Source organism: Streptomyces sp. NPDC052299 (assembly GCF_040679335.1).
Taxonomy (GTDB): Bacteria; Actinomycetota; Actinomycetes; order Streptomycetales; family Streptomycetaceae; genus Streptomyces.
Map to the genome: position 1 here is coordinate 116,343 of NZ_JBFAUP010000003.1, position 24,533 is coordinate 140,875.

General features: G+C 71.5%; 23 protein-coding genes. 6 read left to right on the plus strand and 17 right to left on the minus strand.

What is annotated here, in order from left to right; genetic code table 11:
* Positions 1–274 precede the first annotated feature (274 nt).
* Positions 275–1,918, plus strand: a complete 1,644-nt coding sequence (locus AB0L33_RS06065; RefSeq protein ID WP_365678121.1) for a TlrC/CarA/OleB/SrmB family ABC-F type ribosomal protection protein — start codon at positions 275–277, stop codon at positions 1,916–1,918.
* 96 nt (positions 1,919–2,014) lie between these two features.
* Here AB0L33_RS06065 and AB0L33_RS06070 read toward each other — a convergent pair whose 3' ends face one another.
* The 12 genes from AB0L33_RS06070 to AB0L33_RS06125 form a co-directional block, all read right to left on the minus strand.
* A complete protein-coding gene (locus AB0L33_RS06070) occupies positions 2,015–2,614 on the minus strand; it encodes an OmpA family protein (protein WP_365678123.1) in 600 nt (199 codons plus the stop codon).
* A gap of 44 nt (positions 2,615–2,658) precedes the next feature.
* Complete coding sequence (locus tag AB0L33_RS06075) at positions 2,659–3,249, minus strand: hypothetical protein (protein WP_365678125.1); 591 nt, start codon at positions 3,247–3,249, stop codon at positions 2,659–2,661.
* A 25-nt stretch (positions 3,250–3,274) separates the two neighbouring features.
* Complete coding sequence (locus AB0L33_RS06080) at positions 3,275–3,934, minus strand: pilus assembly protein TadG-related protein (RefSeq protein ID WP_365678127.1); 660 nt, start codon at positions 3,932–3,934, stop codon at positions 3,275–3,277.
* A complete protein-coding gene (locus AB0L33_RS06085) occupies positions 3,931–4,164 on the minus strand; it encodes a hypothetical protein (RefSeq protein ID WP_365678129.1) in 234 nt (77 codons plus the stop codon). Before AB0L33_RS06085 ends, AB0L33_RS06080 begins: the two co-directional genes overlap by 4 nt.
* 230 nt (positions 4,165–4,394) lie before the next feature.
* A complete protein-coding gene (locus AB0L33_RS06090; RefSeq protein ID WP_365678131.1) occupies positions 4,395–5,282 on the minus strand; it encodes a DUF5936 domain-containing protein in 888 nt (295 codons plus the stop codon).
* A 20-nt stretch (positions 5,283–5,302) separates the two neighbouring features.
* The gene (locus AB0L33_RS06095) at positions 5,303–6,241 is read right to left on the minus strand and encodes a type II secretion system F family protein (RefSeq protein WP_365678133.1); all 939 of its coding nucleotides are present in this window, start codon (positions 6,239–6,241) and stop codon (positions 5,303–5,305) included.
* A gap of 15 nt (positions 6,242–6,256) precedes the next feature.
* Positions 6,257–7,597, minus strand: a complete 1,341-nt coding sequence (locus tag AB0L33_RS06100) for a CpaF family protein (protein WP_365678135.1) — start codon at positions 7,595–7,597, stop codon at positions 6,257–6,259.
* Positions 7,598–7,642: 45 nt separating this feature from the next.
* Entirely contained in the window at positions 7,643–8,014 is a 372-nt protein-coding gene (locus tag AB0L33_RS06105) for a TadE/TadG family type IV pilus assembly protein (RefSeq protein ID WP_365678137.1), read from the minus strand.
* Positions 8,008–8,412: a TadE/TadG family type IV pilus assembly protein gene (locus tag AB0L33_RS06110; RefSeq protein WP_365678139.1), complete on the minus strand. Its 405-nt coding sequence runs from the start codon at positions 8,410–8,412 to the stop codon at positions 8,008–8,010. The genes AB0L33_RS06105 and AB0L33_RS06110 overlap by 7 nt, the downstream gene beginning before the upstream one ends.
* A 23-nt stretch (positions 8,413–8,435) precedes the next feature.
* Complete coding sequence (locus AB0L33_RS06115) at positions 8,436–9,683, minus strand: AAA family ATPase (RefSeq protein ID WP_365678141.1); 1,248 nt, start codon at positions 9,681–9,683, stop codon at positions 8,436–8,438.
* 7 nt (positions 9,684–9,690) lie between these two features.
* On the minus strand, positions 9,691–10,404 hold the full coding sequence (cpaB, locus tag AB0L33_RS06120; RefSeq protein WP_365678143.1) for a Flp pilus assembly protein CpaB: 714 nt from the start codon (positions 10,402–10,404) through the stop codon (positions 9,691–9,693).
* 57 nt (positions 10,405–10,461) lie between these two features.
* Entirely contained in the window at positions 10,462–11,298 is an 837-nt protein-coding gene (locus tag AB0L33_RS06125) for a hypothetical protein (protein WP_365678659.1), read from the minus strand.
* 327 nt (positions 11,299–11,625) lie between these two features.
* On the opposite strand from AB0L33_RS06125, the gene AB0L33_RS06130 reads away from it, so the two are divergent.
* Together AB0L33_RS06130 and AB0L33_RS06135 are read left to right on the plus strand one after the other, a co-directional pair.
* Positions 11,626–13,356, plus strand: a complete 1,731-nt coding sequence (locus tag AB0L33_RS06130) for a glycoside hydrolase family 18 protein (RefSeq protein WP_365678145.1) — start codon at positions 11,626–11,628, stop codon at positions 13,354–13,356.
* 193 nt (positions 13,357–13,549) lie between these two features.
* On the plus strand, positions 13,550–15,742 hold the full coding sequence (locus tag AB0L33_RS06135; RefSeq protein WP_365678148.1) for a serine/threonine-protein kinase: 2,193 nt from the start codon (positions 13,550–13,552) through the stop codon (positions 15,740–15,742).
* Positions 15,743–15,772: 30 nt separating this feature from the next.
* Here the strand turns inward: AB0L33_RS06135 and AB0L33_RS06140 are convergent, their stop codons facing one another.
* The 4 genes from AB0L33_RS06140 to AB0L33_RS06155 form a co-directional block, all read right to left on the minus strand.
* Positions 15,773–17,248, minus strand: a complete 1,476-nt coding sequence (locus tag AB0L33_RS06140) for a gluconate:H+ symporter (protein WP_265541798.1) — start codon at positions 17,246–17,248, stop codon at positions 15,773–15,775.
* Between the two features lie 107 nt (positions 17,249–17,355).
* Positions 17,356–17,766, minus strand: coding sequence for a RidA family protein (locus AB0L33_RS06145; RefSeq protein WP_018100981.1), 411 nt, complete (start codon positions 17,764–17,766; stop codon positions 17,356–17,358).
* Between the two features lie 6 nt (positions 17,767–17,772).
* Positions 17,773–18,531, minus strand: a complete 759-nt coding sequence (locus AB0L33_RS06150; protein ID WP_365678151.1) for an IclR family transcriptional regulator — start codon at positions 18,529–18,531, stop codon at positions 17,773–17,775.
* Entirely contained in the window at positions 18,528–19,586 is a 1,059-nt protein-coding gene (locus AB0L33_RS06155; protein ID WP_365678153.1) for a sugar kinase, read from the minus strand. Before AB0L33_RS06155 ends, AB0L33_RS06150 begins: the two co-directional genes overlap by 4 nt.
* 148 nt (positions 19,587–19,734) lie before the next feature.
* Between AB0L33_RS06155 and AB0L33_RS06160 the strand changes: the two genes are divergently transcribed.
* The 3 genes from AB0L33_RS06160 to AB0L33_RS06170 are packed head-to-tail and all read left to right on the plus strand — an operon-like array spanning position 19,735 to position 23,543.
* Entirely contained in the window at positions 19,735–21,024 is a 1,290-nt protein-coding gene (locus AB0L33_RS06160) for an alanine racemase (RefSeq protein WP_365678155.1), read from the plus strand.
* A 35-nt stretch (positions 21,025–21,059) separates the two neighbouring features.
* A complete protein-coding gene (locus tag AB0L33_RS06165; protein ID WP_365678157.1) occupies positions 21,060–22,670 on the plus strand; it encodes a D-aminoacylase in 1,611 nt (536 codons plus the stop codon).
* A gap of 33 nt (positions 22,671–22,703) precedes the next feature.
* On the plus strand, positions 22,704–23,543 hold the full coding sequence (locus AB0L33_RS06170) for a DUF1206 domain-containing protein (protein WP_365678159.1): 840 nt from the start codon (positions 22,704–22,706) through the stop codon (positions 23,541–23,543).
* 64 nt (positions 23,544–23,607) lie between these two features.
* On the opposite strand, the gene AB0L33_RS06175 is transcribed toward AB0L33_RS06170, so the two are convergent.
* The gene (locus AB0L33_RS06175; protein ID WP_365678161.1) at positions 23,608–24,480 is read right to left on the minus strand and encodes a serine protease; all 873 of its coding nucleotides are present in this window, start codon (positions 24,478–24,480) and stop codon (positions 23,608–23,610) included.
* Between the last annotated feature and the right edge of the window lie 53 nt (positions 24,481–24,533).

Here is a 24,533-nt window from a genome sequence, read left to right on the forward strand (position 1 = left end):
GAAGTGACGGTCGGGCGACCGTAAACCGCTTGCCGGTGCCCTGGACGCCGCCTACCTTGGTGCGCATGGGTTCTCTGTGATACTCCCCCTGCGCCTGCGTTGAGCCCGGCTCCGCAGTAGCGCATTCTCCTGCGCGTCCGCGCTCCCACGCCTCCACGGCTCCGTGACGCCTGCCTGCCTTCGGGCACGCGGCCCCGGTGTGCCGTCGGCGTGCGCGGACGCGCCCCGACCACCGCGCGCCGATCGGCACGGGCCGAGAATCAGGGGGCTTTTCATGCACACCGGACAACTCACCCTTCAGCACGTCACCCGCCGCTACGACGACCGCGTCGTGCTGGACGACGTCAGCTTCAGCATCAGGCCCGGCGAACGGGCCGGCATCATCGGCGACAACGGGGCCGGCAAGTCCACGCTGCTCCGGCTGATCGCCGGGCTCGACCGGCCGGACAACGGTGAGCTGACCGTCGTCGCGCCCGGCGGCACCGGCCATCTCGCCCAGTCGCTCGCCCTGCCCGCCGGGGCCACCGTCCAGGACGCGGTGGACGCGGCGCTCGCCGGGCTGCGGGAGCTGGAGGCCCGGATGCGCCGGGCCGAGGCCGGGCTCGCGGGCCTGGCGGGCGCGGAGCTGGCCGCCGCGCTCGACGCGTACGCGCGGCTGGTCGCGCGGTACGAGGCGCGGGCGGGTTACGAGGCCGACGCGCGGGTCGACATCGCCCTGCACGGTCTCGGGCTGCCCGGCCTGGACCGGGACCGGCCGCTGTCCACCCTGTCGGGCGGCGAGCGGTCGCGGCTCGCGCTGGCGGGAACGCTGGCATCCCGGCCGGAGCTGCTGCTGCTGGACGAGCCGACCAACGACCTGGACGACCGGGCGGTGGAGTGGCTGGAGGACCACCTGCGGACGCACCGGGGCACCGTGCTCGCGGTGACGCACGACCGGGTGTTCCTGGAACGGGTCACCACGACGGTCCTGGAGGTCGCCGAGGGCCGGGTGACGCGGTACGGGGACGGCTACGAGGGCTACCTCACCGCGAAGGCAGCCGATCGTCGGCGCCGGCTGCGGGAGTACGCGGACTGGCGCGCCGAGCTGGCCCGCAACCGCGAGCTGGCCGCGTCCAACGTGGCCCGGCTGGATGCGATCCCGCGCAAGGTGCCGCTCAGCGTGTTCGGGCACGGCGGGTTCCGGGCGCGGGGGCGGGGGCACGGGGCGATGGTCCGCATCCGCAACGCGAAGGAGCGCGTCGAGCGACTCACGGAGCGGCCGGTCGCGCCGCCGCCGGATCCGTTGGTGTTCGCCGCCCGGGTGACCACCGCGGAGGCGGCCGCTCCCCGGGTCGCGGCGGAGCTGGCCGGAATCCGCGTCGGCCGTCGCCTCTCGGTGCCGGAGCTGCGGATCGGGGGCGCGGAACGGCTGCTGGTCACGGGGGCGAACGGAGCCGGCAAGTCGACGCTCATGCGGGTGCTCGCGGGTGAGCTGCGGCCGGACTCGGGGAGCGTGCGGACGTGGGGGCGGGTCGGGCATCTGCGCCAGGAGGAGACGCCGTGGCCGGCCGGTCTGACGCTCCCGGAGGCCTACGCCCACGGGCGCGGCGGTGATCTCGACGCGCACACGGAACACCTGCTGTCGCTGGGCCTGTTCGGCCCGGCGGACCTGCGCCTGAGGGTGGGCGAGCTGTCCTACGGGCAGCGGCGCCGGATCGAACTGGCCCGTCTGGTCGGCGAACCCGTCGACGTGCTCCTGCTGGACGAGCCGACGAACCACCTCTCCCCGGCGCTGGTGGAGGAGCTGGAGGGCGCGCTGGCCGGGTTCGGGGGTGCGGTGGTGGTCGTCACGCACGACCGGCGACTGCGGGATCGCTTCCGTGGTCGGCGGCTGGAACTGGAGGGTGGACGGGTGGTGGAGCGTACGGAGGCGGCGTGACTGGCCGGTGAACCACCGGTGCGATGGCTGAAGGCCCTGTCCTGATGCCCCGTGCGGCGGCGGGCCGGTCGCGGTGCCGCCGCCGCACGGTGCGGGTCAGCTCTGCGAGCCGGTCTCGCCGCGCTGGAAGGACACCTCCACGCGGCGGTTCTTCCGGCGGCCCTCCTCGTCCTCGTTGCTGGCGATCGGGTAGTCCTCGCCGTAGCCCCGGATCTCGAACGTGATCCCGGAGCCGCCGAGCGCTTCGTCGAGCACGTTGTGGACGGCCTCGGCGCGCTTCTTGGACAGCACGTCGCCGTGCTCGGAGGAGCCTAGGTCGTCGGTGAACCCGAAGACCCTGACCTTCTTGGCGTCCTGCCGCTTGATCTCCTCGGCGATGGCGTTGATCCGCCCCTTGGCCTCACCGCTGAGCTTGGCGCTGTCCTTGCCGAAGAGCACTTCCGCCTGGAGGGCGAACTTGATGTCGGCGTTGGTGTCCTCGCGGCGCTCCTCGCCGCCGAGGTCCTCGATGACGGACTTGATGTCGAGGACTTTGGGCGGGGCGAGGGTGGCGCCGTCCGGGAGCTTCAGATCGGAATCGTTGGAATCGACCTCTACCGGTGGCTCCGCCGATGCGGACGGATAGGGACTGTCATCGGCGACCGCCTGTGTGGCTTCGGTTGCCCCGAACGCCAGCGCTACCGCGAACGCGGTCATGACAACACGTGTCCTCGTCCCCTTCGTGACGTCGGTGTCGGCACTCATCCGGAGATCTCAATCGTCGCGTTCGGGAACCCTGGGAACTGGAGATCCACCTTGTTCGTGGTGCTGGGCGGGGATGGGAACTGGGCAAAGAAGTTCAGACTCTGCCCTGGGTCGATGCTCGACGTGTAGTTACTCGTGGTGAGCGGGCGGTTGTCGGTGTCCCGCAGCACGTAGTAACGCTTCTTACCAACCGAGTCCACGAGCGTCATGCCGGCCAGCGAAGGACCGGTATCGGTGACCGCTTCCTCCTGCCCGCTCCATTCGAGCGGTGTGGTGAACCCTTCTCCGCCAGTGTTCTTGAAGTCGCCGCTGACGGTCAGGAATCCGCCGCTGTCCCGCTTGGCCGAGTACACGATCATCTCGACGCCCTTGTCGTTCTTGAGGGTCGCGAGTGTCTTGCTGCGATCAGGAAGCGTTTCGCTCTGCGCACCACGCTTTCCCTGACCCTTGCCCGCATCGGACGACGCCGCGGGCTCCTCCGCTCCTCCGTCGTCGCCACCACAAGCCGCCACTGAGAACAGCAGAGACGAGGCCAGGAGCGCGACTGCCCCAGCCCGGCGCACTTTCCCCACCTGCCGGAAATTCATTCGAGTTCCTTTACGTCATTCGTGATCACTTTTCGGCCAAACGCACGGAGAATAGATCGGCCATGTCAGGCATGAGCGTCAGATCTTCGGAGTCCACCACCCAGTCCAGGTCCCCACCACAGCGGACCTTGCCCACTGGCATGGTCGTCGCCTCCGGATCCGGATCATCCGTGTCCGGAGAGCTCGTCGGCTCCGGGGCGTTGTCCGACTCCGGAGTGAACGTACAGCGGGGTTCGACCACGGCCACGGCCACGGCTTCCGCCTTCTTGCCCCCGGTGCCCGGCACTATGTCCGTGCTCAAAGCCTTCGTGGACTGCAAGCGGACCTCGTACCCCCATCTACCGTCGGCCAGTGGCTGACAGCGGACGATCCCCGCCTTGTTCAGGACAGCGAACGAGGCCGCCCTCCAGCAGGCGTTGTCCGACCCCCCCAGGAATGACGGGCTGAACATCGATGCAAGGTAATCGGGGTCCGCGAGATGCGCCTTCAGGTCGGGTTCGAGCAGGCTACGGGATTCCTTGGCCGCCGCCAGCGCTGCTGCGTCTGCTGCGCTCTGCGCGCCATTTCGCTGAATGTCGGCTTCACCGAATGCAAAGAAGATCAAGGCAAGGAAGAGCAGACCCACCACAGCTGTAATGTACAGCGGCAGGGCCTGTCCCGAGTCCTCGCAGACCTCCGGTCTCACTTGCCAAGGACCTTGTTGATCTTTTCCTTGAACTTGTTCCCGATGGTGGTGCCCATCTTGGTGTTGATCAGAGCGATCACGATCGCCACCACCAGAATCGTGATGCCGACGTACTCGATCGCCCCCTGCCCCCTGTCCTTCCGACGCGTCATGCGGTCCACGGTGGTGTGCGCCCAGTGGTTCACATAAGTCTGCGTCCGCACCGCCGCCCTGAGCGCGATGTCCTTCATGGCGATGTCCCCCTCCGGGTTCGACCGACCGGGAATCGGTCGACGTTGGTCCGTAAGTCCGTGTGTCGTGGGCAAAGTACGTCGGTGCAGTGGCCCTCGTCGCGGGCTGCCGGGCCCATTCCCGCTTCTGGGGCCCGTCAGACGTATCGCTTTCAGCCATGCCGTCCCTCCCGCCCCCCTCAGCTCCGAATGTCCCACAAATGGCCCTCTGGGGAGAGCACTTCGCGAGGTCAGCTGCCGAAGATCTCATTGATGTTCACGTTCGCCGCGTAGTAGAAGCCGACCGCGATCAGGATGATCGTGCCCGGGAGCATGAAGCTCGTGACGATCAGCGTGGCCTTGGGGACCGCCTTGGCGGCCTTGCGGCGGGCGTTCTGGGCGTCCGTGCGACGCATGTCGTTGGCGATCTGGATCAGCGTGTCGACGATGGGCGCGCCCAGCTCCTCGCCCTGCTGGAGGGCGGAGACGAACATGGAGACCTGTTCGGAGTCGTTGCGGCGGCGGAGCTGGTCGAAGGCGTCGCGTCTGCTGACGCCCATGTCCATCTGGCGAAGGGTGATGCGGAGCTCGTCGGACCACGGGCCGGTGTACTTCTCCGCGACCCGCTCCAGCGCCTGCCGGAAGCCGAGACCGGCCGAGACGACGACCGCGAGGACGTCCAGGAAGTCGGGCAGGGTGCGCTCGATGTCGTCCTTGCGCCGGGCGATGGCCGCCCGGATGATCACGTCCGTCCAGAACAGGCCGTAGACCAGCAGGATGACGGCCAGGACCACCTGGCCGTTCATCAGCATCGCCAGGGCGGCCAGGATGCCGAGCCCGCCGAAGACCGCGCGGCGGGCGGCGTAGCGGTCGACCGTCAGGCCACGCGGGTTGCCCGCCATGTCGAGCTTCCGGCGGATGCGGTCGACGCGCCTGGGGCCCATCAGCGACAGGACCCGGGGCGCGTACCGCATGCCGATGCGGTCGATGGCCGAGCCGGTGGCGCTGGTGCGGCTCGCGCCGATCTCCAGGGCGACGGCCAGGTCGCCGGGGAGCTTGGCGTCCGCGCGGTACATGCGGACGCCCTGGAAGGCGCCGAGGACGGCGAGGCCCATGACGGCGGCGAGCAGGATCTCCATGTGCTTCTCCTCTCCGGCCGTCAGATGCGGACGCGGGTCAGGCGGTTGATCAGGAAGAAGCCGAGGCCGTAGAGCCCGGCGGCGACGACGATCGCGATGCGGCCGGGTGTCGCGGCGGCCATGTCGTCCAGCGCGCCGCCCCTCATGGTGTTGATGAGGAGCAGGAAGAGCAGCCCGAGGACGGGGACGGCGACGGCCGTGACCTTCACCTGCGAGAGGAGGGTGGTGACCTCGCGCCGGGTCTCCTTGCGCTCCTCCAGCGTGTTGGTGAGGTTGCGCAGCGAGGAGACGATGGTGCCGCCCGCCCGGTTGGAGAGGATGAGGGTCGAGACGAGGACGGTCAGCTCGCGGGAGGGCAGCCGTTCCACGAGTTCGTTCAGGGCGTCGTCCAGCGAGTGCCCGATGGCCAGGCGGTCCGCGACCCGGCGCAGTTCCTCGTGGGCGGGGTCGTCCAGCTCCTCGACGGCCATGGAGATCGCGGTGCGCAGGGCGAGTCCGGCCTGGGTGGCGTTGGCGAGGACGCGGGTGAGTTCGGGGAGCTGGCTGATGAACGCCTCGGTGCGTTTGGCCCGCTGCCAGTTGAGGAAGGCGTTGCCGCCCCAGGCGCCGATGAGGACGGCGAGGAGCCCGAAGAACGGGGCGAAGACGGCCGCGGTGACGAGGTAGAGCCCGAGGAGGGCGCCGACGACGTACACGGCGTACTCGCCGGGCGTGAGGTCGAGGCCGGTGACCGCCAGCTTCCGCTCGATGCGCTTGCCGAGGCCGGTCCGCCGCAGCCTGCGGTCGACGGACCGGAAGCGCCGGACGCGTCCCTCGATCGCCGGGGGGCCGGTCCGGGACAGGCGTTCGATGAGCGCCCGTTGCTGTTCCCTGCCGGAGGCGAAGACATGCAGGCCGACCACGGCGAGCACACCGGCGAGCAGGGTCACGCCGACCGTCAGGAGCGGCAGGTTGTCCATGTCGGGAAGCGCCTTTCAGGCGGTGGGCGTACGGGTGAGCAGCTGCTCCTCCGCATGGGCGACCCCGAACGCCGGGGGGACCGTCTCGTTCGCCATGTAGAAGCGGTCCGCGACCCGGCGGGGCACCGGGAAGTAGGCGAACTGCCCGTACACGCGCCCGTCGGCGGCCATCGGGAGGGCGTCGAAGCGGCACACGGACACGATGCGGTAGTCCTCGCGGCCGTACGAGTCCACGACCGCGATCTCCGTGACGCGGCGGGAGCCGTCACCGTGCCGGGTCAGCTGGATGATGACGTCGACCGCGCTGTTGATCTGGTCGTGGATCGCGGCGAACGGGATCTCGACCTCGGACATTGAGCTGAGGGTCTGGAGCCGCATCAGCGCGTCCTCCGCGCTGTTGGCGTGGACGGTGGCGAGGGAGCCGTCGTGGCCGGTGGACATGGCCTGGAGCATGTCGAGGGTCTCGCCGCCCCGGACCTCGCCGACGATGATGCGGTCGGGCCGCATGCGCAGGGAGTTGCGGACGAGGTCCCGAATGGTGACCCGGCCCTTGCCCTCGACGTTGGGCGGGCGGCTCTCCAGCGTGATGACGTGGGACTGCTGGAGCCGGAGCTCGGCGGAGTCCTCGATGGTGACGATGCGCTCGCCGTCGGGGATCAGGCCGGAGAGCGCGTTGAGCAGGGTGGTCTTGCCGGTGCCGGTGGCGCCGGAGACGATCACGTTGAACTTGGCGCGGACGAAGCCGGCGAGCAGGAGCAGCATGTGCTCGTCCAGCGAGCCCAGCGCGATCATCTCCTGGAGCGTGAAGGCGCGGGGGAAGCGCCGGATGGTGAGGATCGGCCCCGACAGGGAGAGCGGCGGGATGACGACGTTGACGCGCTCGCCTGACGGGAGCCGGGCGTCGACCATCGGGTTCGACTCGTCCACGCGGCGGTTGACCGTGGAGACGATGCGCTCGATGGTCTGCATCAGCTGCTCGTTGGAGGAGAAGCGCATCGGGAGGAGTTCGAGGCGGCCGCCGCGCTCCACGTAGACCTGTTCGGGGCCGTTGACCATGATCTCGCTGATGGAGGCGTCCTCCAGGAGCGGTTCGAGGATGCCGAGACCCAGGGCCTCGTCCACGACCCGGCGGATGAGCTGCGAGCGCTCCACGGAGGACAGGACGGGGCCCTCGCGGCTGATGATGTGGCCGAGGACGCGTTCGAGCCGGGCCCTGCGGTCGGCCGCGGGGAGGGCGGACATCTCGGCGAGGTCGATCTCCTCCAGCAGTTTGGCGCGGTAGGCGCCGACGAGCCGGCTCTCCTCGCTCATCCCGTTCACGGGTTCGGGACTGCTGATGCGTGCCCGCAGGCTCATGTGCTCAACTCCTTCGGTTCCGGTCGGCGCCGCTTCGGTCCTGGGTCAGTCACGGGGCATCGTCGCGCTCTTCTCGACGGAGCCGAAGGAGAGCATCGGCAGCAGGCTGGGGATGGAAACCCGCACCTGCACGGTGACGGCCTCGCCGCCCGTCTCCCGGGTGACCGTGGCCCCGTCGGCCAGCCAGCCGCTCATGGACTGCTTCGCCACGGCCGCCGCCCGGTGCTCCTGGTCCTCGGTCGACGCCACCCGGGCCGCGGCCCGCGCGGCCGTGCCCGCCTGCTGGGCGGCGTAGACGGCGATGCCGAGCTGCGCGACGGCGAGCGCGACGAGGAGCAGCAGGGTGAGCACGCCGACGTACTCGACGGCAGCCTGCCCGCGCTGCCGGGAGCACGCGTATCGCCGCCGGGTCACCATGCGTCCCGCCTCTCGTTCCGGGCCTTCGCCTCGCCCGTGGCGTGCAGGGGCACGCTGAACGCCCCGGGGAACAGCAGCGGCACGTCCACGCGCACCTTCACGCTGACCAGTTCGCCGGAGCCGTCGCAGCCCTCCACGGTCGCGGACCAGCCGCCGGGGACGTCCTCGCGAATCGCCCGCGCGCAGGCGGCGCCCGGGTCCCCCTCCGCGACGGCGGCGGCCCGTACGGCCTTGTCGGCGGCGTTCCCCGCGAGGATGTACGTGTAGCAGACGAGCCCCGCCTGCCAGAGCAGGGCGAGGGTGAGGAGGATCAGGGGCAGGGTGCCGACGAACTCGATCGCGGTCTGGCCGCGGTCGGAGCGGGCGTCACGGCGCACGTCCGCACGTAAGAGGTTCATGGCGCTCCACTCCCCCTCGGTGTTCACTTCGCCCGCGCCCGCCGGCCGCCCGACGCGCCGCGGTCCCCCTTGAGCCTGCCCACTCGGACGGCCGCTTCCGCGTTCTTGACCAGACCGAGGTCTCCGGCCAGCCCCCACAGGGCTTGTTTCACAGTGGACTTGGCGTCCAGGTCCTGGAGGCGTCCGGCGTCCACGACCGCCTGGAGTTCCTTGAAGTTGGCCGGGACGGCGATCCGGGCGACCCTGGTGGCGGTGATCTTCTCGATCAGCGCGGGCTGGATCTCCGTGTGGCGGGTGTGGCGGTTGACCAGCGTGATGGTCTCCTCGGCCTTGCGGACCTGGAGCCGGTCCCAGAGGCGGACCATGCGCTTGGCGGCCCGGACGGTGATCACGTCCGGGGTGGTGACGAGCACGGTGCGGTCGGCCATCTCCACCGCCGCGGCGTTGGCCGAGTTCATGTACGTACCGCAGTCGATGACGACGACCTCGTAGCGGTGACGCAGGGCGCTGACCGTCTGACGCACGACGCGGTCGGTGACGTCCTCGCCGCGCTCGCCGTCGGCCGGTGCCAGGAGCAGGGCCACACCGGATTCGTGGTTGTACAGGGCGTCCTGGAGGACCCGGGGCGAGATGTCCTGGATGGTGGCGAGGTCCACCACGGACCGGCGGAACTGCACGTCGAGGTAGGAGGCGACGTCTCCCGACTGGAGGTCCAGGTCGGCCAGCGCGACGGTGTGCCCGGAGGCGGCGGCCGCCAGGGCCAGCTGGACGGCGGTGACCGTGGTGCCGACGCCGCCCTTCGCACCGCTGACGGTGACGACGGTGCCGCCCGGTCCGGTGTGCAGTTCGGCGCCCGCCCCGAGGTGGCGGCGCACCCCGACGGACCAGCCGGAGGCGGCCTGGACGCGCTGTGCCAGCTCCTCGTACGAGAGGGGCAGGCCGACCAGGCCGCGGGCGCCGGAGTCCATGGCGGCCGAGTAGAGCCCGGGGCTGGTGTCGGCGGTGACGAGGACGACGCCGACGGCCGGGAAGCGCAGGGCCACTTCGCGGATCAGCTCCAGGGCCGGGACCGGGCCGATCCGTTCGTGCACGAGGACGACCTCGGGGAGCTCGTCCAGGGATTCGGCGGCGAGCCGGGCGAGGGTGTCGAGCAGTGAGGTCGAGTCGCCGAGCGGGGCGGCCGGTTCCGCGTCGGGGAGCTGGCCGAGGAGCCCGGAGACGGCGCGGGCGGCGTCGGCGTCACCGACGGCCGGGAGGATGCGTGTGCTCATCCGGTCCTCACTTGTTCTTGTCTTCGTCGAGGTCGTAGCTGCCCTCGCCGGGGCGCAGGGTGGTCGTGCCGCCGGCGGGGAGCAGGGCGAGGCGTACGTGTTCGGCGAAGGACTCCGCGTAGGCGACGCGCTGGGCGTCGTCGGTGTCCAGGGCGAAGGTGATCGGCACGGCCTCGGTGGGGCCCTCGCCGCGGTCCTCCGGCTTGGGGTCGAGCGAGGTGAGCGTGCCGACGTCGATGACCTGGGCGTTGGCCACGATGACGCGCGAGGTGGCCTTCTCCCTGTCGGTGCGGCCGGCGAACGTGGCGTAGATGTTGACGAGGTTGCCGGGCCTGATCTTGCCGGCGACGCCGGTCGCCGCGTCGATCATGATGGCGATCTCCTGCTGCCCGCTCTTCACCTTCGGGCGGTCGACCAGCATGTCCTCCTGGAGCAGGGAGCCCGGGTGCAGTTCGGTGACGGCGATCTTGCCGCGGAGGGCGGAGAGGTCGGTGACGGCGCTCTTGGAGAGCCACCGCTCGGGCATCGAGACCTTCTCGAACTGGCTGGATTCCAGCGGCTTGTAGGGCGCGATGGTGGTCTTCACCCGGTACGCGGTCACCTCGGGTCCCACCTTGGAGTTCACGTCACCGATCACCCAGAGCACACCGGCGAAGGCGGCGAGGGCGCACAGGACCGACAGAACGAGCAGGATGACGCCGCGGCGTTGCCGTGAATTCATGGGCGGAGCGACCTCGTTGGGGTATGGGGGCCGACGGTCGGGGCGGTTCGGGGGACCTCAGGGATTCAGGGCGGCGGGGCCGCGCGTGCGGTCCTCGGGCGGGTTCAGGGGGGCGTTGCACAGGCCGCAGCGGTCGCCGATGAGTTCGTTTCCGCACCACGTACAGACCTCTCTGCGCACCGAGGAGACCAGTTGGTAGATCAGTGAGATGTCGGGCAGATAGGCCACGAACTCGATCATCTTCGGGGTGCCCCACCAGCCGGGGGACTCGTCGGGCAGAACGGCCTCGTGCACCGCCTGCACCTGCCACGCGCGGGCCAGCGTCCCGGTCACCCACTCCGACGGGGACTGCCCCCGGGCGACCAGGAGATGCGTGGCGAACCGGGGACCGGAAAGCTCCCCCGTCCCGGCCCTGACGAGCTGGGGCTCCGGGTTGGCGAGCACGCCGAACTGGGCGCCGGGGACCCAGGACTTGGCGTGCGACTTGAGGCTGACGGGCACCCGGTCGAGCCGGGTCACGGAGTGGAGCAGCGCCCCGGCGTGCACGTAGTGGGACAGGAGCCGCGCGGCGGAGGCGATCACCCCGGCGCTGAAGTCGCAGACGGACAACTGCCGTAACTGGCGCACCAGTACGGCGACACCGAGTGGCGGCAGGTCCGATTTGAGCAGGGCGATCCGGTCGCTCTCCAGGACCGAGCGGACCGTGTGCAGCCGGCGTTCGTGTGCGGCGGGGATGCCGGCCGGGTAGACGGCGATGACGTGCCCGTGCTGCTCCAGGAGGAGCCGCATGTCGTCCACCGCCTGGTCCAGGGACTGTTCGCCGGGGGCGCGCAGGACGACCGCCGGGGGCGTCTGGCGGTCCTGCGGGGGCAGCACGAGGCCGGGACCGGTCACTGCTATGGCTGTCGGCACGCCGCTCCCCGTTCCTCGGGCCGCCGCGTACGGCCGCACTCGCTCCCGCCGGGCGCTTCCGCTCGGATGCTCCCGCCTGAGCACTTTATCCACGTACGGCAGGACAGAGAACACTTTCAAGAAGCCCGCGGAGCACGGGTGATGAGGTCACGGACGGTTCCGGGGGGACCGGAGAGCGCCAGAGGTCTTGACAACTTGATTGGTCTGGACCAGTTTATCGGCCAGCGGTGGCCACCGTTCCTCGAATCCACACCCCGGCACCCCCGTGTCGTCCCCCCGCCATCCCCCGACTCCTCCCGGAGGCAGCAAGTGGATCGTTCCCCCGCCCCGAGCCGCAGAAGGCGCCGCACCCGCCCGGTCCTCGGCTCCGCCATGGCCGTCGTCGCGGCCGGCGCCCTGACCCTCACCGGCCTCGTGACCAGCGCCGAGGCCGCCGACGTCAACGTCGCCAAGAACGCCGGCTTCGAATCGGGCCTCGCCAACTGGACGTGTACCGGAAACTCCGGCACCACGGTCTCCTCCCCCGTGCACGGCGGCACCTCCGCCCTCAAGGCCACCCCGGCCGGCCAGGACAACGCCAAGTGCTCGCAGACCGTGGCGGTCAAGCCCAACTCGACGTACCAGCTCAGCTCCTGGGTCCAGGGCGGTTACGCGTACCTGGGCGCCAGCGGCACCGGAACCACCGACGTCTCCACGTGGTCGCCCGGCTCGACCGGCTGGACGCAGCTGAAGACCAGCTTCACGACCGGCGCGAACACCACGTCCGTGACCGTGTACACGCACGGCTGGTACGGCCAGGCGGCCTACCTCGTGGACGACTTCTCGGTGACCGGCCCCGACGGTGGCGGCGGCACCGACCCCGGCCCGTCCATCCCCGGCGCCCCGGCCGGGCTCACGGTCGGCTCGACCACCACGTCCTCCATCGACCTGACCTGGAACACGGTGTCCGGCGCGACCGGCTACACCGTCTACAAGGACGGCGTGAAGGCGACCACCTCGACCGGCACCTCGGCGACCGTCACCGGTCTCGCGGCCGACACCGCCTACCAGTTCGCGGTGACCGCCACCAACGCGGCCGGTGAGTCGGTGAAGTCGGCGACCGTCAGCGGCCGGACTGCCAAGTCCGGTGGCACCGAGCCGAATCCGGGCACGTCGGTGCCGAAGCACGCGGTCACCGGCTACTGGCAGAACTTCAACAACGGCGCGACCGTCCAGAAGCTCAGCGACGTGCCCGCGAACTACGACATCATCGCGGTCTCCTTCGCCGACGCGACGACCACCCCCGGCGCCGTCACCTTCAACCTGGACTCGGCGGGCCTCAACGGCTACACCGTCGACCAGTTCAAGGCCGACATCAAGGCGAAGCAGGCGGCCGGCAAGAACGTCATCATCTCGGTCGGCGGTGAGAAGGGCTCGATCTCGGTCAACAGCGACGCGTCCGCGACCAACTTCGCCAACTCGGTCTACGCGCTGATGCAGGAGTACGGCTTCAACGGCGTCGACATCGACCTGGAGAACGGGATCAACTCCACGTACATGACGAAGGCGCTGCGTTCGCTGTCGCAGAAGGCGGGCTCCGGCCTCGTCATCACGATGGCCCCGCAGACCCTCGACATGCAGTCGACGGGCACCGAGTACTTCAAGACGGCGCTCAACATCAAGGACATCCTGACCGTCGTCAACACCCAGTACTACAACAGCGGCGCGATGCTCGGCTGCGACGGCAAGGTCTACTCGCAGGGTTCGGTGGACTTCCTCACCGGGCTCGCCTGCATCCAGCTGGAGGGCGGTCTCGACCCCTCGCAGGTCGGCCTCGGCGTCCCCGCCTCCACCCGGGGCGCGGGCAGCGGTTACGTCGCCCCGTCGGTCGTGAACGCGGCCCTGGACTGCCTGGCCAAGGGCACCAGCTGCGGCAACTTCAAGCCGTCGAAGACCTACCCGGCCCTGCGCGGCGCGATGACCTGGTCGACCAACTGGGACGCGACGGCCGGCAACGCCTGGTCCAACGCGGTCGGCCCGCACGTCCACGGCCTCCCGTAAACCACATCCCCATGACCAGCAGCGCCGCCGCTCCCCCGGCGGCGCTGCTGCGTGTACGGACGGCAACCGCGGGCCCCGGCTTGGATACCGGTAACGCAACAGTCCTGTACGGGAGTTGCCTCGGCACATGGCTGTCCGCGCCCGCACGTGGCACCGTTGTGGGGCGCGGTGCTGGGGCGATGGGGGGAGTGACATGGCCGGGGCGCGGATCGAAGCGCTGGGCGGGGACGATCCGGTGACACTCGGGCCGTACCGGCTGCTCGGGCGGCTGGCGTCCGGCGGCATGGGCCGGATCTATCTGGCCCGGGCCGGCGGACGGGACCTCGTCGCCGTGAAGACGCTCCTCGCGGAGGGCCGGGTCAGCGACACCGACCGACGGCGCTTCGCCCGCGAGGTGGCGGTGGCCCAGCGGGTGGACAGCGCCTACACCGCGCGCGTGCGGGACGCCGATCCGGACGCCGAGCGGCCGTGGATGGCCATCGACTACATCGCCGCGCCCCCGCTCTCCGAGCTGGTCCGCTCCTGCGGGGTGCTGCCCGCCTCGGCCGTACGGTGGATCGCGGCCGGCACCGCCCAGGCCCTGGTCACCCTGCACGGGGTGGGGATCGTCCACCGCGACGTGAAGCCGCAGAACGTGCTGCTGCCGCTGGACGGGCCCCGGGTCATCGACTTCGGCATCTCGCACGCCAGCGACCTCACCCTGACGGGCCTCACGCTGGGCACGATCGCCTTCACCTCTCCGGAGCAGGCGCGCGGCGAGGAGTCCACGGCCGCGTCCGACGTGTATTCGCTGGGCGCCACGCTCTTCCTGCTCGCCACCGGCCGGGCGCCCTACCGCGCGGACGGCGACACGCTGCGGCTGCTGGCCCGGGTGCAGCGCGGCGAGCTCGATCTGACCGGGCTGCCCAAGGAGCTGGTCGGGACGATCCGGCCGTGCCTGGCCGTGCAGCCCCGGCACCGTCCGACCCCCGCCGAGCTGCTGGCCCGCTTCCGGGAACAGCAGGCCGGGCTGCCGGTGACGACGAGCGGTACGCGCTGGCTGCCGCCGCGTTGGACGGCCCTGATCGACGCGTACGCGAAGCAGGGCCTGGAATGGGCGGGCGGCCGGCCCCCGGGTGGCCCGTCGCACGCCCCGACCGTGACGCAGCGGACGCGCGCGGTGCCGAAGCCGCCCCCGACGCTGGTGTATTCGCCGCAGCGGCAGGCCCGGGCCGACCGCGACCGCACCCGCCGCGAGATGGCGGCCCTCGCCCAGCTGGCCGAGCGGCAGCGCGCGGAGCGGGAGCAGTCGGAGCGCGAGGAGGCGGCGCGCGCGGCCCGGGTGCGGGCCGAGCGGGAGGAACGCGAGCGCGCGGAGGCCGCCCGCCGCGAGGCCGCCCGCCTGGAGGCCGAGCGCGTGGCCCGGGCGCGGGCGGCCCAGGAGCGGGCCGACCGCGAGCGGGCGGAACGCGAACGGGCGGCACGGCAGCGCGCCGAACGGGAACGGGCGGCCCGGCAGCGCGCCGAGCGGGAGCGCGCCGAGCGGGACGCGCGGGCCCGTGCCGCCTCGCCCTCCCCGGCCCCCGCCCCGGCGGGCCCGCGCACCGGCTCGTCGTCCTCCGGCGCCACCGCCCTGGGCTGGCTGCTCGCACTGGTCGCCGTGGCGGGGCTGCTGACGTGGCAGCCGTGGGAGAAGACGGGGGACGATTCGGCGTCGGGCAGCAGCGCGTCCGGCTCCGTCACCTCGGGCAGCGACCTCGACACGCACACGGACGACAGCGCGACCGCCGACACGGACACATCGAGCAGCGGCGGCTCGACGGACAGCGACTCCGACACCGACACCGATTCCGACGACACCGTCACGGAGGAGCCGACGCCGACCCCGACACCCACCCCCAAGCCGACCATGGACGCCACCGACCGCGCCTTCGCCGCCGTGCACGCGGGCGACTGCCTCGACGTGTACAACGACGGCTACGACAACATGAGCGCGAGCCGCCCGATCCGGGTGAACTGCGGCGCCTCGAACGCGTACATGCACGTCAACCGGGTGAGCACCCGCACCGGTGCGTCCAGCTCCTGCGACACGGGCGCCGGTTTCACCTGGTGGAGCCGGTCGGGCGACGACGGGATCACACGGACGCTGTGCCTGGACCGGGTGTACAAGGCGGGCCAGTGCTTCCCGGCGAAGGTGAACGGGGAGACCAACGCGGACCTGACGGTGGTGTGGCGCTGCAACGCGTCCAAGGTGCCCAAGGCGGGCCAGTCGATCCTGCGGATCACCGGCTTCTACCGGGCCCCGAAGAAGGGCCAGAACTGGACCTGTCCTGCGGGGCCCGGCGAGCGGTTCTGGTACTGGCAGGTCAACCAGGGCCGCAGCATCATCTGCGCCTCGGCGGCCTGACCCGTACGCGTAACTCGTGGACGAAGGGCCCTAGATCACCAGGCTGAGCAGCGCGGCGACCGCGAACCCGGCGACCGACAGCACGGTTTCGAGCACGGTCCAGGACTTCAGGGTGTCGCGTTCGGAGATGCCGAAGTACTTCGACACCATCCAGAAGCCGCCGTCGTTGACGTGCGAGGCGATGATCGAGCCGGCCGAGATCGCCATGATGATCAGCGCGAGGTGGGCCTGCGAGAAGCCCTGGTTCTCCACGAGCGGGACCACGATGCCGGCGGTGGTGACGATGGCGACGGTCGCCGAGCCCTGGGCGATGCGCAGCACGGCCGAGATCAGCCAGGCGAGCAGGATGACGGGCAGGCCGACGTCGTTGAAGGTGTCGGCGAGCGCGTCCGCGATGCCGCTGCCCTTGAGCACGGCACCGAAGATGCCGCCCGCGCCGACGACGAGCAGGATGTTCCCGACCGGCTTCAGCGAGGAGGTCGACACGGATTCCAGGGACTTGCGGGACCAGCCGCGCCGGATGCCGAGCAGGTAGTACGCGAGGAGCAGGGCGATCGTCAGGGCGACGAAGGGGTTGCCGAAGAACTCGATGACCGAGCGGCCGGTCGAGGGGTCCATGGCGATCGAGGAGAACGTGGCGGCGAGGATCAGGATCAGCGGGGTGCCGATGATGGCGAGCACGGTGGAGAGCGCGACCGGCTCCTCGCGCGGGGTGACCCCGGCGGCCCGCTGCTCGGCGACGACGGCGGCCTTCGCCTCCTCGGCGGCCTCCACCATGTCCTGCGGGACGTCCACGAAGATCCGCTTGCCGATCCAGGCGGCGTACCCCCAGGCGGCCAGCACGGACGGGATGCCGACGAGGGCGCCCATCAGGATGACCCAGCCGAGCGAGACGTGGAACAGCCCCGCCGCGGCGACCGGGCCGGGGTGCGGGGGCAGGAACGCGTGGGTCATGGAGAGCCCCGCGAGCAGCGGCATGGAGTACAGCAGGATCGATTTGCCGGACCGCTTGGCGGCGGCGTAGACGATCGGCGCGAGGACGAAGATGCCGACGTCGAAGAAGACCGGGATGCCGAAGATCAGACCGGTCAGGCCCATCGCGAGGGGGGCGCGCTTCTCCCCGAAGAGCCGCAGCAGCCGGGCGCTCAGCACCTCGGCGCCGCCGGAGACCTCCAGGATCGCGCCGAGCATCGTGCCGAGGCCGATGATGATCGCGACATGGCCGAGGATGCCGCCCATGCCGGATTCGATGACGGAGACGGCTGCGGACTTCTGCACGGTGCCGAAGAGTTCGGTGACCGAGAGCCCCGCGCCCAGGCCGACGGCTATGGAGACCGCGAGCAGCGCGACGAACGGCTGGAGCCGGACCTTGATGATCAGGAAGAGGAGGAGCGCGATGCCGAGGACGGCGACGGTCAGCAGACCGGCGGTGCCGTCGATGAGGAGGAGGAGTCCACCGGTGTGGGGTGGCGTCTCGGGCGGGGTGGGGCCTGCGGCGAGCTGCATGGGTAACTCCGTTGTTCGTCCATGATTCCGGGCAGGGGGGACCGCGGCACGGCGCCGGTGTGCTGTGCGGCGCCGTGCCGGGCGGGGTGGGGACTACGGGGATGGGCTCAGCCCAGGACGGCGAGGGCGTCGATCTCGATGAGGAGGCCCTTCGGGAGGCCGACGTAGACCGTGGTGCGCGCCGCCGGGGCCTCCTTGAGGTTCTGCTCGGCGAAGTACGCGTTGTAGATCTCGTTCATCTCGGCGAAGTGGTCCACGTCCGTGAGGTAGACGCGCATCATCATCACGTCGTCCCAGCTCGCGCCGCCCTCCTCCAGGATCGCCTTGACGTTGGCGAAGGTCTGGAGGGTCTGCTCGCGCAGGGTGGGCCCGGCCGGGGTGGGCGCCTGGCCCTCGACGGCGGGCAGGAAGCCGACCTGGCCGGCGACCTGGAGGATGTTGCCCTTGCGCACGCCGTGCGAGAACTTCGCGGGCGGGGTGGTGTGGGTGCTGGGGGTGAGCGCGGTCTTGTCGGTCATCGCAGATCAGGCTTTCTTGGGTCGGTTGCTGCCGGAGTACTCCCGGCTGATGGTGTCGGCGGTGCGACGGACCAGGGGGAGCAGGGTGAGGAGTTCCTCGGCCGTGACGACCACGTTCGGCGCGGAGACCGACATCGCGGCGACGACGCGCCCGTCGGCGCCGCGAATGGGGGCGCCGACGCAGTTGATGGACTCCTCGTGGCCGCCGAGGTCGGTGGCCCAGCCCTGTTCGCGGACGGCGGCGAGCTCCTTGAGGAACGCGGCGGCGCCGGGCGTCGAACGGGACGTGTACATGGGGTAGTCGAGCTTGTCGGCGATGGCCCGCCGCTCGGCCTCGCTCAGGTCGGCGAGGAGCAGCTTGGCCACGGCGGCGACGGTGATGGCGACGGGCTTGCCGATCCGCGAGTACATCCGGACCGGGTAGCGGCTCTCGACCTTGTCGATGTAGAGGACCTCGTTCTCCTCGTACACGGCGAGGTGGACGGTGTGCCCGCACTGCTCGTTCAGCTCGACGAGGTGCGGGTGGGCGATCTCCCGTACGTCGAGGTTCTCCACGGCCTCCTGCGCGAGGGCGAACAGCCGGGCGCCGAGGCGGTAGCGCTGGTCCTGCTGCCGGTAGACGAGCCCGTGCTCGTGGAGCGTACGGAGCAGGCGCAGCGCGGTGGACTTGTGGACGCCGAGGCGGTCGGCGACCTGTCCGAGGTCGGCGGGCCCCTGGGCGAGGAGCGGCAGGATGCTCAGCGCGCGGTCGACGGTCTGGCTCATGTCGTACGTACCTCCGTGTCGTCCCCCGTCCACCCGGGGCCGAGACGCAGTCTCCCCCACGCGTCGTCGTCCAGTGCCGCGAGGCGGTCCGCGTGCGCGCGGGCGGGGGGCGCGGTGAGGTCGCCGGGGACGGTGAGGACGGCGGCGGCCATGAGGTGCCCGTGGCGGGCCCGGTCCCGTACGGGGAGTCCGCGGAGGGTGGCGGACAGGAACCCGGCGGCGAAGGCGTCGCCCGCGCCGACGGGGGCGACGACGTCGACGCGGAGGGCGGGGACGTGGGTGACCTCGTCGGCCCCGCCGGCGTGCGAGGCGGTGGGTCCGGAGCGGAACCCCGGTTCGCGGGAGAACACCGTCACCCCGTCGGCGCCCCGCTTCACGACCACCACCCCCGGCTCCGGCAGCGCCTCCCGGATCGCGGCGGCGCCCACGACGCCCCACGCCTCCTCCGCCTCGTCCTCCCCCACGAACACCACGTCCGCCCGCCGCGCCAGCTCCAGCAGCACCGCGGGGGACCCCCCGCGCCACAAACCCGGCCGGTGGTTCACGTCGAACGAGATCAGCGGCCGCTCGGCCCGCGGGGCGGTCAGCTCGTGGAGCAGGGCCAGGCAGTCCGCCGACAGCGCGGCCGTGATGCCGGAGAGGTGCAGGATCCGCCCGGCGGGCAGGCCGTCGCACGGCACGGTGGACGGCGACATCGCGGAGGCCGCCGACCCGGCCCGGTAGTACGCCACCTCGTGGACGTCCGTGGCCCGGTCCGTGGCCGTGCGGAAGTAGATCCCCGTCGGCCGCGAAGGATCGCGCCGCACGAAGGACGTGTCCACGCCGTACGCGGCGATCGCCGCCACGAGGTGGTCGCCGAAGCCGTCCGCGCCGACCCGGCTCACCCACGCGGCCCGGTGCCCGGCCGCGGCCAGCGCGCAGGCGACGTTGGACTCGGCGCCGCCGATGCCCCGGTCGAAGGACGGCACGTCGGCGAGGCGCCCGGGCCGTGAGGGCAGGAACGTCACCATGGACTCACCGAGGCACACGACATCGGCGGGCGTCGTTCCGGACACGCGGGGCTCCTCAGCAGTCGGGCGGCGGCGCCGGCACTCACCATTGACCGGGCGTCGGCTCGGATGTTAGACAGCCCTGAGCGATATACGCAATGGGTGTTGCACATGATGCAACACCAGCTGACCGGACCCGGACCGAGGAGACCCCATGGCCGCCGCGCACGACGTGACCGCTCTCGCCGACGAACCGGTCGACCACCGGTTCAAGGGCCTCCCGCCCGACGCCGAGGGCCTGACCGTCGGCGCCCTGGCGGCCGAGCGCCGCAACCTCTTCGGCGGCGGGTTCACGACCCCCGTGCTCGCGCTGTCCGCCGAGTCGGTCGAGCACAACCTCGCGCTCCTGGAGACGTACGCCGAACGCCACGGCCTCGCCTTCGCCCCGCACGGCAAGACGTCGATGTCCCCGCAGCTCTTCGCCCGCCAGCTGGAGCACGGCGCGTGGGGCATCACGGCCGCCGTGCCCCACCAGGCGCGGGTCTACCGCGCGTTCGGGATCGGCCGGATCTTCCTCGCCAACGAGCTGGTCGACGCCGCCGCGCTGCGCTGGCTGGCGGGCGAGCTGGACGCCGACCCGGACTTCGCCTTCGTCTGTTACGTGGACTCCGTGCGCGGGGTCGAGCTGATGGACGAGGCCCTGCGCGCGGCGGGCGCCGCCCGCCCGGTCGACGTCGTGGTTGAGCTGGGCGCGGGCGAGGGCGCGCGCACCGGCGCCCGGACCGAGGCGGACTGCGCCGCCGTGGCGGACGCGGTCGCCGGGGCGGCGAACCTGCGCCTGGTCGGCGTGGCCGGTTACGAGGGCGAGGTGCCGGACGCGGACGGCGACCGGGTCCGGGCCTGGCTGCGCAGGCTCGTCGCGCTGGCGGCGGACTTCGACGCGGCGGGCCGCTTCGGCGCACTGGGGGCCGGTGAGCGCATCGTGGTCAGCGCGGGCGGCAGCGCGTGGTTCGACGCGGTGGCGGACGTGTTCGCCGGAATCCCGGAGCTCTCCGCCCCCGTGCTCAAGCTGCTGCGCTCGGGGGCGTACGTCTCGCACGACGACGGCCACTACCGCCACCTCACGCCGTTCAACCGCGTCCCGGAGGAGGGCGCCCTGCAGCCCGCGTTCCGGCTGTGGGCACAGGTGGTGTCGCGCCCGTCCGCCGGGCAGGCGTTCCTCAACGCGGGCAAGCGGGACGCGGCCTACGACCTGGACCTGCCGGAGGCGCAGGTGGTGCGCTCGGGCCGGGACGGCTCGGTGCGCCCGGCCGAGGGGATCACCGTGACCGGCCTGTCCGACCAGCACACCTGGGTCCGTACGGACGAGGGCGCGCACCTTGAGGTCGGGGACTGGGTGGGGATGGGGCTGTCCCACCCCTGCACGAGCTTCGACAAGTGGCAGTTGATCCCGCTCGTGGCGGCGGACGGCACGGTCACGGACTTCGTCCGCACGTTCTTCTGATCCGGGCCCAGCCCTCCGAGAAAGGCCAAGGCCCCATGGACCTCGTCATCCGCGACGCCCGCGTCATCGACGGCACCGCGACCCCCTCCTACCGCGCCGACGTGGCCGTCACCGACGGCCGCGTCACGGAGATCCACCGCGAGGACTCCCCGGGCCCCCGTCCCACGGGGCGGCGCACGGTGGACGCCGACGGCCTCGCCCTGTCCCCCGGCTTCATCGACATGCACGCCCACAGCGACCTGGCGCTGCTCCGCGACCCGGACCACAGCGCGAAGGCCGCGCAGGGCGTCACGCTGGAGGTCCTGGGCCAGGACGGCCTGTCGTACGCCCCCGTGGACGACCGCACGCTCGCCCAGGTCCGCCGCTCCATCTCCGGGTGGAACGGCGACGGCGAGGACATCGACTTCGACTGGCGGACCGTCGGCGGCTACCTGGACCGCCTCGACCGCCAGGGCATCGCGGTCAACGCCGCCTACCTCATCCCGCAGGGCACGGTCCGGATGTACGCGGTGGGCTGGGACGACCGCCCCGCGACCGAAGCCGAGCTGGACCGGATGCGGCAGCTCGTGGACCAGGGCATGCGCGAGGGCGCGGTCGGCATGTCATCGGGGCTCACCTACACCCCCGGCATGTACGCGGACGACGCCGAACTCACCGAGCTGTGCCGGGTGGTGGCCGCCCACGACGGCTACTACTGCCCGCACCACCGCTCGTACGGGGCGGGCGCCCTGGAGGCGTACGAGGAGATGGTGCGGCTCACCCGCAGCGCGGGCTGTTCCCTGCACCTGGCCCACGCCACCATGAACTTCGGGGTCAACGAGGGCCGCGCCCCCGACCTGCTCGCCCTCCTGGACGACGCGCTGGACGCGGGCGCCGACATCTCCCTCGACACCTACCCGTACACCCCCGGCTGCACGACCCTCGTCGCGATGCTGCCCAGTTGGGCGAGCGAGGGCGGCCCGGAGGCGGTCCTGGCCCGGCTGGCCGACGCGGGAACGGCCGCCCGCATCCGCCACGACCTGGAGGTCGTGGGGTCGGACGGCTGCCACGGGGTGCCGATCGAGTGGGACACCATCGAGATCTCGGGCACCGGCGAGCCCGCACTCGCCGGATACGTCGGGCGCACGGTGGCCGAGTCGGCGGCCCTGCGGGGCGAGGAGCCCTGGGTGACCGCGCGTCGGCTGCTGGTCGAGGACCGGCTCGGGACGACGATCCTCCAGCACGTCGGCCACGAGGAGAACGTCCGGCAGATCATGCGCCACCGGGTGCACACGGGCGGCAGCGACGGCATCCTCCAGGGCGACAAGCCGCACCCCCGCGCGTACGGCACCTTCCCCCACTACCTGGGCCGTTACGCGCGCGAGCTCGGCATCCTCTCCCTGGAGGAGTGCGTCGCCCACCTCACCGCCCGCCCGGCGGCCCGGTTGCGGCTCCCGGACCGGGGCCTCGTGCGCGAGGGCTACCGCGCCGACCTGGTGCTCTTCGACCCGGCGACGGTGGCTGCGGGCTCGACGTTCGAGGCGCCCCGCACCCTGCCGGTGGGCATCCCGCACGTGCTGATCGACGGCCGCTTCGTGATCGAGGACGGCCGGCGTACGCAGGTCCTGGCGGGGCGGGCGGTGCGCTCGGCGGCGGGCGCAGTGTAGTTTCCCGGCCCGCCGCCAGGGCAACCGGCTGTCATGGATATCTCTGCGACAGCCTCGAAGAGTCACGTGAAGGCGCGACGGGCGGGCAACAGCACGGCTGTGGAAGCGGCCGGCCGTGCGGGGTTCGCGGCGCGCGGGGTCATCTACTTCCTGGTCGGCTTCCTCGCACTGCGCATCGCGTCCGACGGCAGCGGGAAGCAGGCGGACCGGGGCGGGGCACTCGCGGAGATCGCGCAGAAGCCCTTCGGGCACGCACTCCTGTGGGTCCTGGGCATCGCGCTCGCGGGGATGGCCCTGTGGCGGCTGTCCGAGGCGGCGTTCGGCGCGTCGGGCCCCGACGGGCACAAGGCGACGAAGCGGCTGGCCTCCGGAGGGCGCGCGGTGTTCTACGGCTTCGTGGCGTACTCGGTGCTGATGTTCGCCGCCGGTGACAAGGGCAGCGGCAGCGGCAAGGGGGACGCGCGCTCGCAGGACGTCACGGCCCGGGCGCTGGACCTGCCGGGCGGACGCTGGCTGGTGGGCGCGGCCGGGGTGGGCATCGCCTGCGCGGGCCTGTGGATCGCGGGCCGGGCGGCGCTGCGGAAGTTCCACAAGCACCTGCGCATGGACGACATGTCCCGGACCATGCGGCGGGCCGTCGACACCACCGGGGTCTTCGGCGGTGTCAGCCGGGGGCTGGTCTTCGCGGTCGCCGGAGGTTTCGCGGTGTCGGCGGCGGTGAAGGCGCGGTCCGGCGAGGCCAAGGGCATGGACGACACCCTCCGCTCCTTCAGCGCCACCCCGGCCGGGCCGTGGCTGCTGGGCCTCATCGCGGCGGGCCTGATCGCCTTCGGCCTCTTCTCCCTCGCCAACGCGCGGTGGCGCAGGATCTGAACCGGATGACGCGCGACGAAGGGGCGGGGCCGCGGCGGCCCCGCCCCTTCTCACGTACGACGGATCACGGCTTGGGCAGTGTGCACCCCGCACGGTTCAGGTCGAAGGCGCTGCCGGTGCCGATGCACGCGGCGATGCCGTAGGTCTGCTGGGCGTAGTTGATGCCCTGCCGGACGGTCACCTGCCCGTTCTCGTCGACCTCGCACGGGTTGTTGTCCGTGCAGCGCTCGCCGTCCTCGTTGCCGGTGTTGTTGACGGCGACCACCTTGCCGGTGGCGTTGTCGATCACCGGCGAGCCGGAGGTGCCGCCGATGGTCTGGCAGGCGGAGGTGTAGCGGACGGAGTCCTTCCAGGTCCAGCTGCCCTCCTTGAGGCGGTAGACGAATCCGTCGATGTTGCAGCTGTACAGGCGCTTCCAGTAACCGGACGCGACGGTGATCGCGGTGCCCGCGACGGGATGCGTGGTGCTGAGCTCCAGCGCCTTGATGCCGTAGCGGCTCTCGATCTGCGCGTACGTGGAGGTGAGCTGGTACACCGAGATGTCGGTGTCCGTCATCGTCCCGTACGCGATCTTGCTCGCCCGGAGCGTGCCGACGCCGCTGCCCGAGGCGTTGAGCAGGGTGAAGCTGCGGCTGGACGAACGGTTGAACACGACCGCGCCGGGGGCCGGGAAGCCGGTCTCCAGGCAGTGCCCGTTGGACAGCACGAGGGCGGGGTCGCCCGGCTGCGAGGAGGGCGTGCGGACGACCGAGCCGGAGCAGTTGCTGAGCGCCACGGTCCCGGCGAAGCCGACGGCCTTGGCCTTTATCTCCTTCTCGGACTTCACCGCGGTGTGACCGGCCGGTGCCGCGCCGTGGCTCGTGGCCGCGGTCGCGGGAGCGATGCCCGCTCCGAGGAGCAACACCGCGAAGAGTGCACCGACGAGAGGCTTTTTCATGTGGGGGTCCCCTCTTGCGACTGAACAGAGCACGACTGGCCTCTGCGACCGAA

Coding starts and splice junctions, on each gene's coding strand:
- AB0L33_RS06065 (WP_365678121.1), top strand. CDS start 275: ATGCACACCGGACAACTCACCCTTCAGCACGTCACCCGCCGCTACGAC.
- AB0L33_RS06070 (WP_365678123.1), bottom strand. CDS start 2,614: ATGACCGCGTTCGCGGTAGCGCTGGCGTTCGGGGCAACCGAAGCCACA.
- AB0L33_RS06075 (WP_365678125.1), bottom strand. CDS start 3,249: ATGAATTTCCGGCAGGTGGGGAAAGTGCGCCGGGCTGGGGCAGTCGCG.
- AB0L33_RS06085 (WP_365678129.1), bottom strand. CDS start 4,164: ATGAAGGACATCGCGCTCAGGGCGGCGGTGCGGACGCAGACTTATGTG.
- AB0L33_RS06090 (WP_365678131.1), bottom strand. CDS start 5,282: ATGGAGATCCTGCTCGCCGCCGTCATGGGCCTCGCCGTCCTCGGCGCC.
- AB0L33_RS06095 (WP_365678133.1), bottom strand. CDS start 6,241: ATGGACAACCTGCCGCTCCTGACGGTCGGCGTGACCCTGCTCGCCGGT.
- AB0L33_RS06100 (WP_365678135.1), bottom strand. CDS start 7,597: ATGAGCCTGCGGGCACGCATCAGCAGTCCCGAACCCGTGAACGGGATG.
- AB0L33_RS06105 (WP_365678137.1), bottom strand. CDS start 8,014: ATGGTGACCCGGCGGCGATACGCGTGCTCCCGGCAGCGCGGGCAGGCT.
- AB0L33_RS06110 (WP_365678139.1), bottom strand. CDS start 8,412: ATGAACCTCTTACGTGCGGACGTGCGCCGTGACGCCCGCTCCGACCGC.
- AB0L33_RS06115 (WP_365678141.1), bottom strand. CDS start 9,683: ATGAGCACACGCATCCTCCCGGCCGTCGGTGACGCCGACGCCGCCCGC.
- cpaB (WP_365678143.1), bottom strand. CDS start 10,404: ATGAATTCACGGCAACGCCGCGGCGTCATCCTGCTCGTTCTGTCGGTC.
- AB0L33_RS06135 (WP_365678148.1), top strand. CDS start 13,550: ATGGCCGGGGCGCGGATCGAAGCGCTGGGCGGGGACGATCCGGTGACA.
- AB0L33_RS06140 (WP_265541798.1), bottom strand. CDS start 17,248: ATGCAGCTCGCCGCAGGCCCCACCCCGCCCGAGACGCCACCCCACACC.
- AB0L33_RS06145 (WP_018100981.1), bottom strand. CDS start 17,766: ATGACCGACAAGACCGCGCTCACCCCCAGCACCCACACCACCCCGCCC.
- AB0L33_RS06150 (WP_365678151.1), bottom strand. CDS start 18,531: ATGAGCCAGACCGTCGACCGCGCGCTGAGCATCCTGCCGCTCCTCGCC.
- AB0L33_RS06160 (WP_365678155.1), top strand. CDS start 19,735: ATGGCCGCCGCGCACGACGTGACCGCTCTCGCCGACGAACCGGTCGAC.
- AB0L33_RS06165 (WP_365678157.1), top strand. CDS start 21,060: ATGGACCTCGTCATCCGCGACGCCCGCGTCATCGACGGCACCGCGACC.
- AB0L33_RS06170 (WP_365678159.1), top strand. CDS start 22,704: ATGGATATCTCTGCGACAGCCTCGAAGAGTCACGTGAAGGCGCGACGG.
- AB0L33_RS06175 (WP_365678161.1), bottom strand. CDS start 24,480: ATGAAAAAGCCTCTCGTCGGTGCACTCTTCGCGGTGTTGCTCCTCGGA.